This is a genomic window from Paraburkholderia sp. BL27I4N3, from assembly GCF_003386115.1.
Taxonomy (GTDB): Bacteria; Pseudomonadota; Gammaproteobacteria; order Burkholderiales; family Burkholderiaceae; genus Paraburkholderia.
The window spans coordinates 1,750,056-1,767,913 of sequence record NZ_QREJ01000001.1; the positions used below are offsets into that span (position 1 = coordinate 1,750,056).

Sequence of the window (17,858 nt, forward strand, 5' to 3'; positions counted from 1 at the left end):
GCGCCGGAGTATTCACAACTGCGCAGCACATGAGGCACCGCTTCCCACAACACTTTTAGGTCATGGTCCGTAATTGTGAGATCCTGTTTCTCCAGGAGATATCTCAAGTCGCTTAATGTCTCGCATCGCACCATGCTCCCCCCTAATCACTAATTGATATTGCCGCCCCGTTCGATGACCGCAGCCATGTTGAAATCCGCAGCGATGACGGAGCACTCCACGATGAATCTGTCGGTGCCATGGAGCATATCCGCAGGCCATCCTTGAATCAGATCCGAACGGTTCTCTTCTGTTTGCACCTATGTCATACGATTCTCAATACTGTCCACTGCCAACAAGTAGCCGTCCCGTAGGCCCATGTTTCTGGCGAAGGTGTTATGGGACGGATGGTAGGACTGCGATGCGGCCGAAGCAATGTGGCCAATAACGGTTAGGTATTCGAATAGTGGATAAGGGTATTCCCTATTCGTATTGTTCGCCTCAAAATTGTCTGCCCAGTACGGACGCGTGGTGTGCGCCTAAGGTCCGCTCAACGAAGCGTGGGAGTTCTGAGCAGTATCCTTCATACATTCCAGACGATGTAAACGACGGGATTCGATTAGATCCTATGAAGCGAGGCCCTCGCCAAGCTGACGCCTAAAATCAGCGTGCTGAGGTTTGCTCACGGGAGAACATCATGCGTAACGATCAGGCATACACGGGTAGTGATGACGGACTGGTGCTGGCAGTGTCGCTGGAACTGGCGGCGGCCAAATGGAAAGTCGCACTCCACGACGGCCGACGCGAGAAGCCGGCCGTGCACACGGTCGCGCAGCCGCAGGCCGCGGCGCGTCTGCAGGCAGTGCTGGACCTGATCGAGGTCCATAAAGAGAAGTGGTCGTTGCCCACCGACGTACGGATCGCCGTGAGCTATGAAGCCGGCCAGGAGGCGTTCTGGATCTGTCGCGCGCTGAATAGCCGACACATTGACTGCTATGTGGTCGATCCGGCCAGCATTCCGGTCGAACGCCATCAGCGACGCGCCAAAACCGACCGGCTCGATGTCATCAAGCTCGTCATCAACCTGCGCGCGTGGCTGCGGGGCGAGCGCGACCGCATGCACGTCGTGCACGCGCCGTCACCACACGACGAGGCATCGCGCCAGTTGATGCGCGAGCGCGGGCAACTACAGAAGGAAATCCTGCAGCACCAGGATCGCATGCGCAAGCTGCTGGCCACCCTCGGCTGCTGGGATCCGGTCGATCACCGGGCTTTCGCGGACCGGCTCGAGCGCGACGAAGTGCGCTGCCACGACGGCACGCCGTTACCGCGCGAGTTGCGCGAGCGGTTACTGCGGGAATGCGAACGCTTGGCACTCGTCGAACAGCAGCTTGCAGCGCTGGAGAAGACGCGACAGATGGACGTACCAGCACCCGCGCGCCAGCGTTGCGATGCGCTGGCGCGCCTGCAAGGGATCGGGGAAGTGGGCGCGGCACGCCTTGCCCTCGAGCTCTTCTGGCGGGAGTTCAACAACCGGCGCGAGGTCGGTGCGTGCGTAGGGCTGGTGCCGCAGCCCTACGACAGCGGCGAAAGCCAGGTCGACCAAGGAATCAGCAAACAGGGAAACCGCCGAGTCCGCGCGCTGCTGATCGAAATCGCATGGAACTGGCTGCGCTACCAGCCCAACAGCGTCCTCACGCAGTGGTTCAACCAGCGCACGCAGGGCACAGGACCGAACCGCCGCGCGCGACGGATTGCGATCGTCGCTGTCGCACGACGCCTCACGATTGCGCTGTGGCGCTATTTGAGGGACGGAGAGATACCCAAAGGTGCACAGCTAAAGTCCACATGAGCCCTCAGGTCTGGCGGGAAGGAGGTTGGGATTAGCGATGCAGGAGATAGCAGACATCGGTTTGAAGTGAACGTGCCCGTATACTGACTGGGTTGCACATGCAACCGATATTTTAGATGGGGCATGTTCCTGGGGATGGTTTCCAGCGTAACGCGCATCAGGATAAGGCTGGCGGTGACGCGCCGGCGGATAGAAGGTGGTAAGACGTTGGAGTCTTACGTGCGCGATGATCGGCTTCAAAACAAAGGAATGCAGAAGAGACGGCTGTGCGCTAACGAAACGTGAAAACCGCCTTGACAACTTGAAGCTCATAGAAGTCGGTATCAAACCGCGATATGCTTTCGGTCGTCTTTGGACCTCTTACTCCCCGCACGTGTCCTGCTAAATTTCGTCAGCACGTTGTGCGATGATGCTCGCGCTTGCGCACGGATCTACGGCATAGGAATGCGGTCGATTCTGCGCTATGCGCCACCGTTCATCATCTCATCGGTTCCGGCAAAACGTGAAAAACTCCATGCCACTCGCAACGCGAGGACAAGCCATATTGATCAATCGTCGCGCTGAAAGGGCGGATAGGAAAACCTCTGCTGGGCCTGCCGAGCAAGATCATGCTCGACCAAGTCGCGCAGTTGAACCGGACACCGACCCCGGACGTCTCACACGGTTGATACCACGCTGGCGCGTACTGCGCCGGAGGCGCGTCGTCGCTGACGATGCGCGGCCAAGCCTATCTGTTTTGCAAATAGCTAACCGTTATTGGCTACATTGTTTCAAATGTATCCACGGCCTACCATTCCATCCATAAGGTTCAATGCGAAATTCCGTTAGCGCCAGAGCCCTGCGTTCACGGCTGACGATCATTTCGCCGTTGCCGTCTCGTAGCCGTGTCACTGCCGATGAACTTACTGAGAAGTTTGTCCGCGATTGCGGGCGCGACGCAGCCATCTCGCCAATCGTATCTCGCCATTTAAGAAGGGAGGTCGGCTGGGGTGATGCATGCGTTTAACGAGCGACTAAGGAGAGAAGTCGTGCGACCACCGCTTAAATTTCTCGACCACGAGACCTTCGACGTTGTCATTATTGGCGGAGGCATTAACGGCGCCGCCGCCGCCCAGGAAATCATTGGGCAGGGTCACAGCGTCCTTCTCGTCGATAAAGGTGACTTCGGTTCGGGGACTTCGAGTCGCTCCAGTCGTCTTTTGCATTGTGGTCTGCGCTATTTGGCGCCAGGTCGTTCGATCTGGGACTTTGTTGTGCATCCCACGCGCTTTATGACAGCGATGAAAATGGCGAAACAAGCGATGGAGGCGCGGGCCGAGTTCGTCGAGACGTCATCGTTGCGCACTCGACCGCTCCAGTTCGCCTTCCCGATTTATCAGGAAGGTCCCTATCGCGCCTGGCAAGTGGATATTGCATTCCTTATTCTGAAACTGCTCGGTCCTCGCAACCCGCCTCTTGATTACCACCGTATCTCTGGTGCCGAAGCGCGTAATATGCCGCTGATGAACGAATTGCGTGATCTTGACCGTATCCATTCAGTCGCGGTGTATCGTGAGTACGAGTTCGACTGGCCCGAGCGAGTATGCATGGATTGTATCCTCGACGCGGAACGCATGGGGGCGGTCGTTCGCAATTACACCCTGGCCACGCTCGGACGGCGTCGCGACGGCGGCGTCTGGCCAGTCGTGCTTAGGGATCAATTGGACGGTGCGACCGTAGAAGTCAGTGCTTCTATCGTGCTTAACCTAGCAGGCATTTGGATCGACGAGGTCAACGCCACGCCTGAGCCAAACGCTAAACGCCGCGTGCTCGGGACCAAGGGAACGCATATTGTTGTCAAGCTCCCGAACTCCTGCGCCGGTTACGGCGTCGCAACGCTGAACAGTAAGCGCGAACCGTTTTACTGTATTCCCTGGCACGACCTGCATTATTTCGGGCCGACAGAGACCCTCTACGAGGGAAACAAAGAGGACATCCATGTCACTAACGAGGAACAGGCCTGGCTGCTCAAAGAAGCTAACCGTCTTATGCCAGGCATAGGGCTTTCGGAGAAGGAGGTTCGGCTGACCTGGGCAGGCGTCAGGCCGCTGACGTATGACAAAGCCGTTCCTTTCGGGAATCGTTCCCGGCAACTCCACGACCTTACTGAGGACGGTATGCCAAATGTACTCGCGATGACCGCCGGGCCCGTGTTGAGCCATCGTTCGGCCGGCCGCCTCTTGGCTAAGGCGGTTGCAAAGCGGCTAAGACCCCAGCACCGACGGCAACGACCAGACTATGCGCCAAAGCAGCCGCCCGCAAGCGACAGTTCACCCGCATTGGTATCGGGACTGTCAACACGACTTTCAGATCTCCAGCATGGCATACAGAAAGAACATGCCGTGACCCTCATGGATCTTCTTTTTCGGCGCACCGGACTTGGTTGGCGGCATCAATTCAGCGAGGCTGAGATCGATCAAGCAGCGTCCGTGCTAGCGACGGAGCGCGGCCTGTCCTCTGCGGAGAAGTGGCGAGAGATCGAGGCGTTCAAAATCGAATGTGAGAGGCTTTTCGGACGACGTTCTTCACAAGACTCATTCACGAGTACGATTGCCGGGAAAGACGGAGATGATTCCGGATAGCTTTGAGTAAGCTAACAGCCGTTTGTGTGGCCGATGTGAGGATCCGCTGAATGTGCTTTCCACGCACAGTCATTGTCGCTCCGATCCAAGAGTCCGATCATCGCTGTGTTGCGGATGCGTGCAAGCGAGCTGAACCGCAGGCTGGTTGGTTTAACTACATGCAGGCACGTCAGACTTGCCTGTAATAGCTTGCTTCAGCCCCAGCGTGCGGGAGATAGCCGAGCGATTCCATCAGACGATGATGGTTTTGCCAGCTCACACATTCCAGCGTTGCCTATTCGACGGATTCCCTCGTTTTCCAAGGGGCGCGGCGATGAAACAGTTCCGTCTTGTAGATGCCGTTCATCGGTTCAGGCAGCGCGTTGTCACGCTCGTCGGCCGGCTTCTGACCGACGGGTCGATTCCAGCCTCAGTCAGTCGTTGGCTGTATTGAATGCTGACGTAGTGACACGCTCCGTCTGATGTGTTCACGTGGCTCGCCAGTTCGAATGTCGGTACGGTCTTTTGTGAGAATTACTTCAAAGGACGTATCAAGTCTACCCTAGTGAAGCATCGGATGCTGGCGTGTCGATCCAGAATCGGTATCGAGGCGCACCCTATACGGGTTTCAAATACCTGACCTATTTTGGCCGGATTGTGTCGTTCACATCAGCGAGGCAGACTTCTATCGATGCCACTGCATTCGTTAGTGGCGGACAGCAACGAATCACGAATCACGAACCGCGAACGAAGAATTCGCCCAATGGAGACAGAAGATGACTGTGCTTGATGAGCGCCGGCCGCCACACTCGCGATTCGCGCAATCGGAACGACGAGTGCCTACGAGAGCGGTTGTTGCGGCGATCGCGGGCAACGCTCTTGAGTTCTATGATTTTGGGATCTACTCGTTCTTCGCGGTCTACGCAGCACGGGCTTTCTTTCCATCCTTGGACGGACTGACAGGAATTCTTGCTTCGGTCGCAGTTTTTGGGGTGGGTTTCGTGACTCGCCCTCTAGGTGCACTGCTCATCGGCCGGCTCGGCGACCACCTCGGACGCAAGCCGGCCCTGCTCCTTACCATCGCGCTGATCATTGTCGGCACTATGGGACTGGCCCTGACTCCCGACCGGGCTACCATCGGCGTCGCTGCTCCGATCATCGTGGTCGTTAGCCGGCTCATCCAAGGGTTCGGCTTGGGCGGCGAAGTTGGGCCGGCTGTGGCATTCCTCATGGAAGCAGCCCCCGAAGGACGACGCGGTTTCTATACGAGCTGGTCGACCGCCAGCCAGGGCATTTCGAGCTTCGCCGCAGGGATCGTCGGTGTCACGTTCACGTCGCTACTGGCGCCGGAGAACATGCAGAGTTGGGGATGGCGATTAGCGTTCGCCCTCGGGCTCCTACTAGTCCCGGTCGCGCTCTACCTACGCAAACAGATGCCCGAAACCTTCGATGGGCGTAGCCATGGCGCGAATACCACGGCCACCCCCTGGCGCGATTTGTGGCAGCATCGCCGTGCGATCTTGCCCGGCATGGCCATGCTCGGAGCCAGCACCGCGGTTTTCTACGTGGCGATCTACATGACCACATATTCCATCGCTGTACTGAAGATGCCACCTCATATCGGCATGCTTTCGGCGATAGTGTTGGGTGCGTCGCTGATCGTGTTTGGTCTGCTTGGTGGGTGGCTCTGTGATCGCTATAACGTCCGGTTCATAGTGGCGCTTCCATACACGGTCCTGCTCGTGGGCATCTACCCGGCATACCACCTTCTCATTCTCGCGCAGAGCGTGCCGACCCTGCTCATCGCCACCGTATTGATGAGTGCCATGCCCGCCGTGGCGGGACCCTCGGTGCTGATGCTAATCGGCGAAGCGTTGCCGGCGCGCATACGATCTCTTGGCCTCAGTGTCACTTATGCCGTTCCGATCACTATCTTCGGTGGCACCGCACAGGTTGTCGTCACCTGGTTGCTGAAACACACCGGCAATCCCGCTTCTCCAGCGTTCTATGCGGTTATGGCAAGCGCGGTCATGCTTTTTGCCATCATGGCCTTTCCAAAAGGTCTTGACCGGTTCGGTCACGCGAATGGAATTGTGTTGGATTGAAGGCGGCCTGTCCCTCGGAAGACTAGAGTTTCAAACCTATTTTCAACTGATGCAGAGAGGCATATCAATGGCAGTCGCGGAAGAAATCTGGAACCTCGTCGAAGGAAAAAAGGAAGACTTCTTCGTGCTCAGTGACAAGGTATGGGCAACGCCGGAACTGTCCTATAACGAGTTCAGATCGGTTACCCAGCATGTGGCGATGCTGGAGCAGGAGGGGTTTCGTATTGTCCGGAATGTCGCCGGCATTCCGACCGCCGTTATGGGCGAGGCCGGCGAAGGCGGACCCATCATCGCGTTCCTGGGCGAATACGACGCGCTCCCCGGACTGAGCCAGGCGGCCGGACTGGCCGAGTTCTCGCCGGTCGAAAAGGACGGACACGGACACGGGTGTGGGCACAACCTTCTTGGCGCCGCGGCTCTCTTGGCGGCGACGGCCGTGAAGGACTATCTCGCGGCTAACGGATTGAAAGGCCGCGTGCGTTACTACGGCTGTCCAGCAGAGGAGGGTGGAGCGGGCAAGGCTTTTATGGCGCGCGCAGGCACCTTCGACGACGTCGACGCCGCCATCACGTGGCATCCAGCCTTTTTTAACATGGTATGGGACTCTGGCTCTCTCGCCACTCTCGGAATCGACTTCAGCTTTACGGGGCGCACCGCCCATGCTGCAGCTACGCCGCATCTCGGCCGCAGCGCGCTGGACGCCGTCGAACTCATGAACGTCGGCGTCAACTATATGCGCGAGCACATGTCGAGCCATGCCCGCATACACTATGCCATCATCGATGCAGGCGGCATCGCGCCGAATGTCGTGCAGAGCCACGCTACGGTACGTTATTCGATCCGCGCCGCCCAACAGACGGAATTGGTCGAACTAGCCGAACGGGTCCGCAAGGTAGCCAAAGGCGCAGCGTTGATGACAGAGACCGAGGTGAGCGAAGACGTGCACGCTGCGGTCGCAAGCTTGCTTCGCAATCGTCCCTTGGAAGAAGCGCTCCACGCCAATTTGACGAAGTTGGGGCCTACTGGCTTCGACAAACGTGACCGCGCAATCGCGGCGCCTTATCAGGCGTCCTGTTCGGCGAAAGCGATCGCTGCTTCCTACGAGTTGTGGCAGCTCGCGCCGCGCGAGCACACGGTGCTGTGTGACGAAGTCTGGCCGTTGCGCGACGTCACTGAGCCGGTCATGGGATCGACGGACGTTGGTGATGTGAGTCGCACGGTGCCAACAGTGCAGCTTCTGGCGGCGACCCATGTCATTGGCCCGCCGTCCCACACTTGGCAATGGACCGCCCAGAGCAATTCGGATCCGGCGCGCAAGGGTTTGGCCTATGCTGCGAAGGTCATGGCGGCAACCGGAGCGGACGTCTTGACGGACGATAGGCTCCGCACGGCCGTCAAGGATGAGTTCCAGCGGCGAAGCGCACTTGACCCATTCACCTGCCTGATGCCCCCCGAACTGGGCCCCCGCTTGCCGCAACAGGCCGACTGAGAAGGAGTCCGTCGCAGTCCCGGACGGCCTGGCGAATCACAGTGCGGGAGTGCTCTTCGCTAGGCCCCCCGATGCCGCGCCGCGTCTGACGCTCCTTCCTTGGAGGCGAGCTGTCTACCATGCGTCGGCTCGGCTTCCGGAGTGGGGGACGAACGTCGCTGATACGGCACCGGTGTCTGCGCGCCGACCAGGGTCGCGGGTTGTTCGCAGGAACAGGCGTCGTTGTATGGATCAACGACTGTTAGCGACGCTCGACCTTGATGCGATCCAGCCGTAACGTGGTTGCGGCGAAGTCACCTTGATTCGGACGCGCTGTCGACCGTGTCAGTTCAAATTCAAATGGGTATCGGGGGGATTGGTCGAAGATTATTAACTTAGTACAACATATAAAAAAATGTCACTGTGTCGCAGTCTGCACAGTCATTCTTCAATGATCGATGGAGATCAAATGCACAAGAAAAAGTCTGCTGCTATTGTGTTGGCGTCAACCGCACTCGTCGGCGTGGCTCATGCGCAATCGAGCGTTACCTTGTACGGTTTGATTGACGCAGGTTTTGGCTACGTCAACACCAATCAAGGCAGCCGCTATGCGATGATGAACGGTAATCTCAATGGTGATCGATGGGGGTTGAAAGGCGTAGAAGACCTGGGTGGTGGGTTGGCGGCAATTTTTCAGATTGAAAATGGTTTTAATGTCGGCACCGGCGCATTTGGTCAAGGTGGGCGCGAATTTGGCCGGCAGTCGTGGGTCGGTATCACGAGCGCCAGTGTCGGTACTCTTAAGCTGGGGCGGCAGTATGATCCGGTGGTTGACAAGGTTCAAGGGTTGACACTCGAAAGCGTCTTCGGATCTCCAGCCACAACTCCCGGAGACGTCGATAACAACGACAACAGTGCGCGCATCTCGAACGCAATCAAATACGTTAGCCCCTTGTTTGGAGGTATCCAGTTTGAAGGACTGTACGCACTGAATGGTGTGGCTGGACAGCCTGGGTCAGGAAATACCTACTCTGCGGCAGCCAGTTACACTGGCGGAGCATTGAGCATCGCGGCAGGCTATCTTCATGGAAGTAATACCGCGGCCGCCTCGGGACAGCTTCGGACCACGTGGAGTGGTACGATGGATTCGATCTTTGACGGACCCATCAGCAACGGCTATCAAACTGCTGCGACGATCGGAATAGCGCATGCAGCGGCCCGCTATCAGCTTTCTGCGCTGACGCTCGGAGCTGTGTATAGCTACGCGGCGTTTAACGCGGACGCGCAGTCGACGTTCAAATCGCAGCAGCACTTCAATTCGGGAAAAGTGTATGCCCTCTATCAGATTAGTCCCAGTGTCCTCGGCGGACTCGGATACATCTACACCCGCGCTGGAGGTGACACGTCTGCAACGTATAACCAGGTGACGGCGGGCGCTACCTACGCCTTGTCGAAGCGCACGGACTTCTACGCGGTTGCCGCTTACCAGCATGCGAGCGGAACGCAGCGGACGGCCGCAGGAGGGCTCGTTGATGCAGTCGCGTCGGTCGGTTCATATGGGCTGACTGGAAACGGTAACTCCCAGACACTGGTGGTTGTCGGTATGCGTCACCGATTCTGACATCCAAAGATGCAGAACAATGCTCCACGGGTGGACGGCGCTCCGTCTACCTGTGGTACTTTTGAAAGATATATATCTCTGGTCTCTTTATTCCCGTAAAGGACGAGCCAGACCCTCGTCATGAGCGATACCACGCCTTTGTCCGCCGCATCACCGGTCCAGACCGTGCCCGCGCACGATGCCACTGACGCCGGTGTGCGACAGGTGGCGACTTCGCCGCGCCGGTTGCACCCGACGCCGAAGATTCATTGGCTACTGCCCCCGATGCTTCGTCGGCCGGTTCAACTACCGATTCGGCTACTTCGCCGCCCAACGCCGGATCACCCGCCGCCGCGCTATTCGCCAGATCGGGGGCCGCCGCCGCGGCCAAGGCGAGCATGCCGCCGGGCTTCGGGGCGCAGCCGGATTTCGAATCATTGCGGCCACCGCCGGCCGGCGCGGCGTCGGCGGCACCAGCACGTACCTGCGTCGTAGCGACAGGCGATGGTCGGCGCTCGGCCGGATCATTGCGGCGCGCGCTCGGCGCGTGTTCGATCGTGCTGGCCAGCGAAGCTCGCAGCGCACGCTGCGCATCGGCGTGTCAGCACGGATCTTCCATCCGAAGCCCGGCGCGCCGGGGTTGCGTGGTAAGACTCTGCAGTATGTGGAGGAATCGATTGCGCACCGTGTGATGTCGCGCGACGTCCTCGTGTTCATGATCCCGACCGTCGGGCACCAAGGGACGCTGCATCCGAGCAACATCCGGCTGCGCGACTACGCGAAGCATCTCAATGGGCTGCTGCAAGGCGGCGCGGACGTGTCGCCGCAAACCTACGCCGCATCCGACGCACGGCCGGAATGGCCGGGCGATCGGGTGCACGACATGTACGCGCTCGAGTGCTGCACGAGTTCGTAGAGTCGGGCAAGCCGGTGCTCGGTGTGTGCCGCGGTTGTCAACTCATCAACGTCGCATTCGGCGGATCGCTGTATCAGGACATCGCGACCGAGGTGCCGACCGCGAACGCGCACGTGAGTGAGCGCTACAGCCAGCACCGGTATGCGATCCGCTTTCCGGAACGCTCGTCGCTGGCGAGCATGTTGCCGGGGCGCAGGGAAGTGATCGCGAACTCGATCCACCGTCAGGCGATCCGTGAGCTCGGTCGCGATCTTAACATCGAGGCCGTGTCGTCCGACGACGGGATCATCGAAGGAATCCGCTATAGGCGCGCGGCGTTCGTCGTCGGCGTGCAGTGGCACCCGGAGTTCCACCGCGCAGGCGGCCCTGAGTTGCTCGACTGCGTGCCGCTGCTCGATACGTTTTTGCTTGCGGCGCGCGATATGAGGCTGTGACGCGTGTCTGAGCTACCCGTCTCGCAGGCGGTGAAGGGTTATCGGGAATCGCAGCACCCTAGGGGGTGAACCCGGGGGACGCTGCTTTTTACGATCTCCGGCTGTCTCCGACTCGACCGCCGGAGTCCGACGCAATCTTCCGAAAGGTCGTTGCTGCACGCCGCGCGATATATGACGTGTCGTCGGTGTTGGCCGTGTGCACGGACGCGGGTGGCCCGGCCCGTCCTGCGGTGCCGGCACCGCGCGGACAACGGCAGTGGCGTCGATACACTCCCCGTACCTCGGCGAAGAGCCGTTCGCAGAGTTGGTGCTTCAAGCAGGCGTCGGACTTGACGGCGTTGTCACATCCGGTACGGCTTCCCAGCCCAGATCAATGCCCACAAAGCGACGCAGGCTGGTGGTGTCATACAGGGCCTCTTTGCAAGCGAGCTCGGCCAGATTGAAGCAGCGCTGCACGAAGAGAATCCACAGCATCGGCTCCGAACGAATCGGCGGGCGACCTCGCGTTTCCGGTAATACAGTTCGACTACCGCGCACACAGTTCGGCCCACGGAACGATCGTGTTCATCGTGTCAAGAAACTCGTTGCGTCGCGTGCGTTTGCGTCGGGTCTCGAACCCGCACCCAAGCATTTCCGCCGCTCCGCTGAGCGCACACCGAGCTCCATTGGGCTCGAAGGCGTCTCGGTGGCGGATGTATATAGCCGTGCGAGCTATGGGTCCCGCCGTCAAAGGAGGAACCTCCATCCCTACGAGCAAAAACGGCTTAGGGCGAAGTCTTCGATGCCGACCTGTGTGCGATCGCCTGTCACCAGATCGGCGAGCACAGCGCCTGCGGCCGGTCCTATGCCGAAGCCATGGCCTGAAAAGCCGGAACCGAGATAGAAACCCGGTATCTGCTCGACCTTCGAGATAACCGGCAGCGCATCGGGCGTGACGTCAATCATGCCGGCCCACTTGCGTACGATCGACGCATTGGCGAACGACGGAAAGGTCTGCTTCAGGCAATCCATTGCGTCGTTGAGCATTCCGTTGTTCGCCTCAGGATCCAGCACGCGGTACGTTTCGAATGGCGTCGGGCTGTCAAGGCTGAAGCGGCGTGGAATTTTAAGCTCATCGAAAAAGGGGCGTCCAAGACGCAGTCGCAGATACTTGCGCTCGTTGAGCCACGCGCGCAAGAATTTCGTGCTCAGGCGGATACTGTCGGGCGTGAGATCGGCGACCGAGGCGCCGAGTTTCGACACGGTGTACCCGCCGTCGGCGCGTTTGCGGCATGTGAAGTCGCCTCCGTTGATCGCGACGTCCAGTTTCGCGTCGATAGGAGCGGTTTGCAGCACTGACGCATGGACCTTGAGCTGCGGAAACTCAATTGCATGATTGCCGCAGAAAAGCCGCGACCACGCACCGCCTGCCAGTACCACGTCGGCGCATTTCACGACGCCGTGCTCGGTCACGACACCCGACACGCGACCCGCGGACACGTCGATGCCGCGCACCGCGCAGTGCTCGAAGATGGATGCGCCGTTCGCGCGTGCAAGTTCTGCGATGCCGCGTGTGGCCATCGCGGGCTCGGCGACGCCGTCGCTTGGGCTATACAACGCCCCAGCCCACGTGCGGCTCGACTGTGGGAGAATCTTCGCGAGTTCGGCCTTGGCGAGAAGGCTGACGCGGACACCGCTGGCGCCGGATGCATCGATCCATTTTTGATGCAGCGCCATCTCCGACTCGTCTTTCGCAAGATATGCGAGTCCCGTCATCCGGTAGCCCACGTCGATTTGCGACTGGATTGACTGCCACAATTCGTTAGCGAGGACAGACAGTTGCAGTTCCTTAATGTCGCGTCCGATGGAGCGCACCCAGCCCCAGTTGCGTGAAGACTGTTCGCAACCGATCGCGCCTTTTTCGAACACCGCGACGTCGACACCTTTGCGCGCCAGCGCAAGCGCGCAACTGATTCCAATGATTCCGCCGCCAATAATTGCGACGGAGACCTGCTTGGGCAATTCGGGTTTCAATGTGATTTCTTGAATGGGCAGCATGTTAGCTCGGAGATATGTCAGTTGACGCGCTTGCGGCTGGCGATCAGAGCCACGAGCGCCAGAGTCGAAATCACTATCAGGTAATAGGCCGGCGACATGATGCTGCCCGTCAATTTCACGAGAAGGTTGGTCACGACAGGCGTGAGTCCGCCGAACAGCGTCATCGCGATTACGTAGGCGAGCGACGAGCCGGTGGTACGGCAGGACGTAGGAAACAGTTGTGAGAGCAACGAGCCGACCGGCGCGTAGTAGAAGCTGTAGAACACCAGTGAAAGGGTGCACTGGAATGTGATCAACGTTGCGGTGCTCGGCGCACGCGTGAGCATGTAAAAGAGCGGCAGGATGAGCACCATGCCGCACAGTAGCGCGGCACGCATCACCTTGACGGTGCCGAGCCGGTCCGCTGCGATGCCGCCGATTATCGGGAAAACGACGGATACGAGGCCGCTGAGCGTCGACGACAGGAAGGCTGCGTCCTTGCTGACTCCCAGATTATGAATTGCGAACGTCGGCATGTAGATGTTCATAAAGCTAGCGAGGCCACCGGCGCCTGAAATGACCGCCCCCATGAGCACGCTCGACATATGGGATTGCGCCGTTTCGCGCAACGGCTTGCGAACCGCTGCACTTGCCTGCGCGAACGCCACCGTCTCGTTCACCTTTCGTCGGATATAGAGACCAATCGGTCCTATCAGACAGCCAAAGGCGAATGGCAGACGCCAGCCCCACGATTCGACCTGTTGCGGCGACAGATAACGATTCACGCAGTAGGCGAAGAGCGACGCCACCAGTACGGCGAGACCTGACGTCGACCATTGCAGGCTTCCGAAAAACCCCCTGCGCTTCGCATCCTGTTCGGTCAAAAATGAATTGGCCGCTCCAAATTCGCCGCCTGCTGAGAAGCCTTGGAGCAGGCGTCCCGCGACTAGAATTACCGGCGCGAACACGCCGATCTTGTCGTATGTGGGCACAAGTGTGATCGAGGCAGTGCCGCACAGCATCAGAAACGCCGTGAGGCTTAACGTGAAACGCCGGCCATGTTTGTCGGCGACCACGCCCAGGATGATCGCACCGACCGGACGGATGAGGAATGAGCTTGCGAAAGTGAGCAGACTAAGCAACAGCGCCGATTGTTCGTCGCCGGTCGGAAAAAATAGCTTCGACACAGTGATTGCGAACATTGCGTAGACGAGCAGGTCGAACCATTCGAAAAATGTGCCAAAGTTTGCGGCGATAACATCGCGCATCCAACTCGTTGCTGGCTTCGGGCAGACGATGGGGTCAAGGGTGTTGGCTCTGTTCGGCATCTTGTTTCCTTTGCAGTCGGTGCTGGCGAGCAGCCCAACGGGTGTATCGCCGCGCGTCGCGTCGCGACAGCAGCGGCAGAGAGAGACATCGCTTCTTGGCATTCGCCGCCGAAATCGATGTCTTTCAGTTGCGGTGGTTATTCGTTGCGCCGCCGGGCCATGCACGGGTGGCATGAGTAGGATGGTGTGCCGTCGACGTGAACGACACAATGCTGTCAAAAAGGGTCTGGTATTTGAAATTCGTATAGAGGGTTTCCCCGGATACGGACAGACTTCACTCGGCAAACTCATTGCCTCGCGCACCGAGCATTTCTTGGCCGTCGATCTCCAACGTCGATGTCGATAAGCGCGGCTACCGGTGCGCACTGCACAGACCGCCGGAGATGCAGGGCTGCGTTGCAGGCAGTACACCGCATCCGTCTAGCCTTTACCCGAAGAATAGGGGGATACCCTTATCCACTTTTCAAATAGTCGGCCGCTTTTGGCGACATTGTTTATCGGACGGTGAAGCGCGAATATTCACCCATACCGCCATGTTTCGGGCGGAACAGTCCACGAATGGGAGCGCTTGCAATGACCAAAGACGGAAAAATGAGGCTCGGCCTCTCGATGCGATATCTCGGCTATCACGTGGCCGCCTGGAGGCATCCGGACGTGCCCGCGGACGGCGCGCTCAGTTTCGAGTACTTCCTGAGCACGGCCCGCAAGGCGGAAGCAGCGCATCTCGACATGGTTTTCTTTGCTGACGGTCTTGGGATCCGCGCCAATGACAATCCGAAAGGATCTCTTGCGCGTGACATGCGGAATGCTGAGTTGGAACCGATCACACTCCTCGCCGCATTGGGCGCGACGACGTCAAATATCGGCCTGGTGGCAACCGCTTCGACCACGTACAATGAACCATTTCACATCGCGCGCAAATACGCTTCGATCGATCACATCAGCGGTGGCCGCGCCGGATGGAATGTCGTCACATCATGGTCAGATGAGGAAGCTCAAAACTTCAACAGGAACGAGAACCTTGCTTATGAGGACCGGTACGAACGAGCCGACGAGTTCGTCGATGTCGTCAAATCCCTTTGGCGAAGCTGGGAGGATGACGCGTTCGTCCGAGACAAGGAAAGCGGACTTTTCTACCACGAAGACAAGTTGCACGTTCCTGATCACAAGGGCAAGCACTTCCAGGTGCGGGGTCCACTGAATTCGGCGCGCACACCGCAGGGAGAGCCGATCATCGTGCAGGCCGGAGCTTCCGAGGCCGGACGTGAACTTGCTGCTAGATGCGCGGATGTGGTTTACAGTAACTCGCACGACCTGAAACATGCGCAAGATTACTACGGCGATCTTAAGGCGCGGCTTGCGAAGTATGGTCGCGAGCCCGAAGAGTTGCTAATCATGCCGGGCATTACACCGTTCGTAGGTAAGACCAGGCAAGAGGCGCAAGACAGGTTCGACCAGCTTCAGGAGCTTATCCACCCGCTGAGTGGTCTGGCCTCGCTCTATAACGCACTGGGCGACCTGTCTGGGTATCCGCTTGACGGGCCGGTGCCGGACATCGGTGGTCAGAAACTCAGGAGCATCGCATCAAACCTCTTGGAGATGGCTCGTACTGAGAAACTCTCAATTCGGCAACTCTACCAGCGCGTCGCATCGACTTTCTGGGTACGCCTCGCGATTGGAACTGCGAGCGACATCGTTGATGAGATGGAAGAGTGGTTCAAGAATGATGGCGCCGACGGCTTCAATTTTTGCCCGGCCATCCTTCCGGGCGGCATGGAAGACATTAGTGATCTCCTCATCCCGGAACTGCGCCGCCGCGGGTTGTTCAGGGATCGCTATGAAGGACGAACTCTGCGCGAGAACCTTGGCCTCAAACCCAGCATCTTCAAGCTTGCGTGATCCGTCATAGTCCAGGCAGGTGACCAAATGCAAACCATCGATTCAAGAGCTAACTTCCAGCAGGCGATGTCGTTGTTCGCTGCCGGCGTTACAGTTATTACCGCAATGCACGACGCAAAGCCGGTCGGCCTCATCGCTACATCGGTATGCAGTCTATCCGACGACCCGCCGTCGGTCATCGTCTGCGTGAACAAGAGCGCTTCGTCCCACGACGCGATCCTGAGGGCAGGTAGTTTTGCCGTAAATCTCCTTTCGACAGCGCACTGCGGGGTCGTTGACACATTTCGCAAAACTAAAGGGCAAGCCCGCTTCACTTCCAACCAATGGGCATCTCTCGTGACCGGTGCACCGGTCCTGGCTGATGCAACGGTTGCATTGGACTGTGAAATCAGTGATCAGCATGACGGATTCACCCACTCCATCATCGTTGGAGTGATCAGAGAGATTGCATTTAATGAGACCGCTGATGCGGGATGCCTTCTGTGGCACGAACGCGGTTTTGCACGGAGCGCACCTCTGACTATTTGACTGCGGACGCCGGTGCTTCAAGTCGAACGGATTGTCGGCCAGTGTAATCGCTCATCGTGACCGAATCTTTATTGAGTAGTGCCAGCCGCGAAGCACCAGGAAGGCCCGACCGTCAGAACACCGTGGTCGGTACATCCTTGCGACGCTGGTCCGAAACATAGATGATGGCTGTTGAAAGTGGGCTATCAACTGGGAAACTATGAACATCCGGCAACTTGAAGCATTCCGCACGACTATGATGGTCGGCACTGTAAACGGTGCTGCGGACTTACTGGGGCTGTCTCAGCCATCGGTGAGTCGCTTGATCACCGAGCTCGAAAAGGAGCTCGGCGTGACATTGTTCAACCGCGCTGCTGGCAGGCTGGTGCCGACGCCTGAAGGAAGGATGATCCACGAGCAAGTAGAGAACACATTCCGTGCGTACCAAAAGATCGGGGAACTTGCCGCTGATGTGAGGAAACTTCGCGTAGGCAGCGTCTCGATCGCATGCATGCCGGCCCTAGGAATAACTTTTTTGCCGGCAGTCATAGCCCGGTTTTGTGAAACTCATCCAGACGTTGATATCTCACTGGATGTTCAAAGCTCCACGAAGGTGGAAGACTGGATTGCGACGGAACGAATCGATCTTGGCCTTGCAGAAGTACCTTACGACCGCGAGGACCTTTCAGTAGACGAATTCTGTAATGTTCCCTACTACGTCGTCATGAAGAAGGGGGACCAGCTCGCGGAAAAGTCGATGCTTTCACCGACGGATTTCGAAGGGCGTACGTTTATTTCCACCACGGCGCACTATCAAGCCCGGCCGCATGTTGATCGCCTTTTCGAATCGCGAGACGTACACCGTGTCATGCGCGTCGATACCTCGTTCTCCCACTCAACATGCGAGTTGGCCGCACTGGGAATGGGTGTCGGTTTTATCGATCCATTCAGTGTTCACGGATACCTTGATCGGGTCGATGTTCGTCTCGTAGACCCTTGCATTACCTTCAGGGTTGGACTGCTATACCCAAGGTCTCGCCCGTTGTCGAAAGTAGGGCGAACATTTGTTTTGTTTATGAAGGAGTGTCGTGACCGATGGTTCGCTGAGGTGGCCGCAGCTTGCAGACCTCCTGTATGACTCCGCAGAGACTCTT

Annotated in this window: 10 protein-coding genes and 3 pseudogenes; 9 read left to right on the top strand and 4 right to left on the bottom strand. The window is 58.4% G+C overall.

The window, feature by feature from the left end; translation table 11 throughout:
* Positions 1 to 676 precede the first annotated feature (676 nt).
* The gene (locus B0G71_RS08050) at positions 677 to 1,831 is read left to right on the top strand and encodes an IS110 family transposase (protein ID WP_116140872.1); all 1,155 of its coding nucleotides are present in this window, start codon (positions 677 to 679) and stop codon (positions 1,829 to 1,831) included.
* A 1,028-nt stretch (positions 1,832 to 2,859) separates the two neighbouring features.
* Positions 2,860 to 4,452 carry an FAD-dependent oxidoreductase gene (locus B0G71_RS08055; protein ID WP_102630903.1) on the top strand — a complete coding sequence of 531 codons (1,593 nt, stop codon included), beginning with the start codon at positions 2,860 to 2,862 and terminating at the stop codon, positions 4,450 to 4,452.
* A gap of 169 nt (positions 4,453 to 4,621) precedes the next feature.
* Here the strand turns inward: B0G71_RS08055 and B0G71_RS08060 are convergent.
* Positions 4,622 to 4,905 (bottom strand): annotated as a pseudogene (locus B0G71_RS08060) (IS3 family transposase); the annotation flags it as partial.
* 302 nt (positions 4,906 to 5,207) lie between these two features.
* Between B0G71_RS08060 and B0G71_RS08065 the strand changes: the two are divergent.
* From B0G71_RS08065 to B0G71_RS08080, 4 genes and pseudogenes are all read left to right on the top strand, one after another.
* Positions 5,208 to 6,536, top strand: coding sequence for an MFS transporter (locus tag B0G71_RS08065; RefSeq protein WP_116140874.1), 1,329 nt, complete (start codon positions 5,208 to 5,210; stop codon positions 6,534 to 6,536).
* 67 nt (positions 6,537 to 6,603) lie between these two features.
* Positions 6,604 to 8,025, top strand: coding sequence for an amidohydrolase (locus B0G71_RS08070; RefSeq protein ID WP_116140876.1), 1,422 nt, complete (start codon positions 6,604 to 6,606; stop codon positions 8,023 to 8,025).
* A gap of 448 nt (positions 8,026 to 8,473) precedes the next feature.
* The gene (locus B0G71_RS08075; RefSeq protein WP_116140878.1) at positions 8,474 to 9,625 is read left to right on the top strand and encodes a porin; all 1,152 of its coding nucleotides are present in this window, start codon (positions 8,474 to 8,476) and stop codon (positions 9,623 to 9,625) included.
* A gap of 248 nt (positions 9,626 to 9,873) precedes the next feature.
* Positions 9,874 to 10,954, top strand: a pseudogene (locus B0G71_RS08080) (gamma-glutamyl-gamma-aminobutyrate hydrolase family protein).
* Between the two features lie 277 nt (positions 10,955 to 11,231).
* Here B0G71_RS08080 and B0G71_RS08085 read toward each other — a convergent pair.
* The 3 genes and pseudogenes from B0G71_RS08085 to B0G71_RS08095 all read right to left on the bottom strand — a co-directional run.
* Positions 11,232 to 11,585, bottom strand: a pseudogene (locus B0G71_RS08085) (transposase); the annotation flags it as partial.
* 116 nt (positions 11,586 to 11,701) lie between these two features.
* Positions 11,702 to 12,991, bottom strand: a complete 1,290-nt coding sequence (locus B0G71_RS08090) for an FAD-binding oxidoreductase (RefSeq protein WP_116140880.1) — start codon at positions 12,989 to 12,991, stop codon at positions 11,702 to 11,704.
* 17 nt (positions 12,992 to 13,008) lie between these two features.
* Positions 13,009 to 14,472 (bottom strand): MFS transporter, encoded by a 1,464-nt coding sequence (locus tag B0G71_RS08095; RefSeq protein WP_258875529.1) that lies wholly within the window; start codon positions 14,470 to 14,472, stop codon positions 13,009 to 13,011.
* A gap of 399 nt (positions 14,473 to 14,871) precedes the next feature.
* On the opposite strand from B0G71_RS08095, the gene B0G71_RS08100 reads away from it, so the two are divergent.
* The 3 genes from B0G71_RS08100 (at position 14,872) to B0G71_RS08110 (ending at position 17,842) form a co-directional block, all read left to right on the top strand.
* Positions 14,872 to 16,197, top strand: coding sequence for an LLM class flavin-dependent oxidoreductase (locus tag B0G71_RS08100; protein ID WP_102631013.1), 1,326 nt, complete (start codon positions 14,872 to 14,874; stop codon positions 16,195 to 16,197).
* A gap of 27 nt (positions 16,198 to 16,224) precedes the next feature.
* Positions 16,225 to 16,725, top strand: coding sequence for a flavin reductase family protein (locus tag B0G71_RS08105; RefSeq protein ID WP_116140882.1), 501 nt, complete (start codon positions 16,225 to 16,227; stop codon positions 16,723 to 16,725).
* Positions 16,726 to 16,924: 199 nt separating this feature from the next.
* A complete protein-coding gene (locus B0G71_RS08110; protein ID WP_116140884.1) occupies positions 16,925 to 17,842 on the top strand; it encodes a LysR family transcriptional regulator in 918 nt (305 codons plus the stop codon).
* Positions 17,843 to 17,858 lie beyond the last annotated feature (16 nt).

Bases quoted from the DNA above. Each gene is read 5' to 3' on its own strand.
- B0G71_RS08050 (WP_116140872.1), top strand. From the start codon at position 677: ATGCGTAACGATCAGGCATACACGGGTAGTGATGACGGACTGGTGCTG.
- B0G71_RS08065 (WP_116140874.1), top strand. From the start codon at position 5,208: ATGACTGTGCTTGATGAGCGCCGGCCGCCACACTCGCGATTCGCGCAA.
- B0G71_RS08070 (WP_116140876.1), top strand. From the start codon at position 6,604: ATGGCAGTCGCGGAAGAAATCTGGAACCTCGTCGAAGGAAAAAAGGAA.
- B0G71_RS08075 (WP_116140878.1), top strand. From the start codon at position 8,474: ATGCACAAGAAAAAGTCTGCTGCTATTGTGTTGGCGTCAACCGCACTC.
- B0G71_RS08090 (WP_116140880.1), bottom strand. From the start codon at position 12,991: ATGCTGCCCATTCAAGAAATCACATTGAAACCCGAATTGCCCAAGCAG.
- B0G71_RS08095 (WP_258875529.1), bottom strand. From the start codon at position 14,472: ATGCCACCCGTGCATGGCCCGGCGGCGCAACGAATAACCACCGCAACT.
- B0G71_RS08100 (WP_102631013.1), top strand. From the start codon at position 14,872: ATGACCAAAGACGGAAAAATGAGGCTCGGCCTCTCGATGCGATATCTC.
- B0G71_RS08105 (WP_116140882.1), top strand. From the start codon at position 16,225: ATGCAAACCATCGATTCAAGAGCTAACTTCCAGCAGGCGATGTCGTTG.
- B0G71_RS08110 (WP_116140884.1), top strand. From the start codon at position 16,925: ATGAACATCCGGCAACTTGAAGCATTCCGCACGACTATGATGGTCGGC.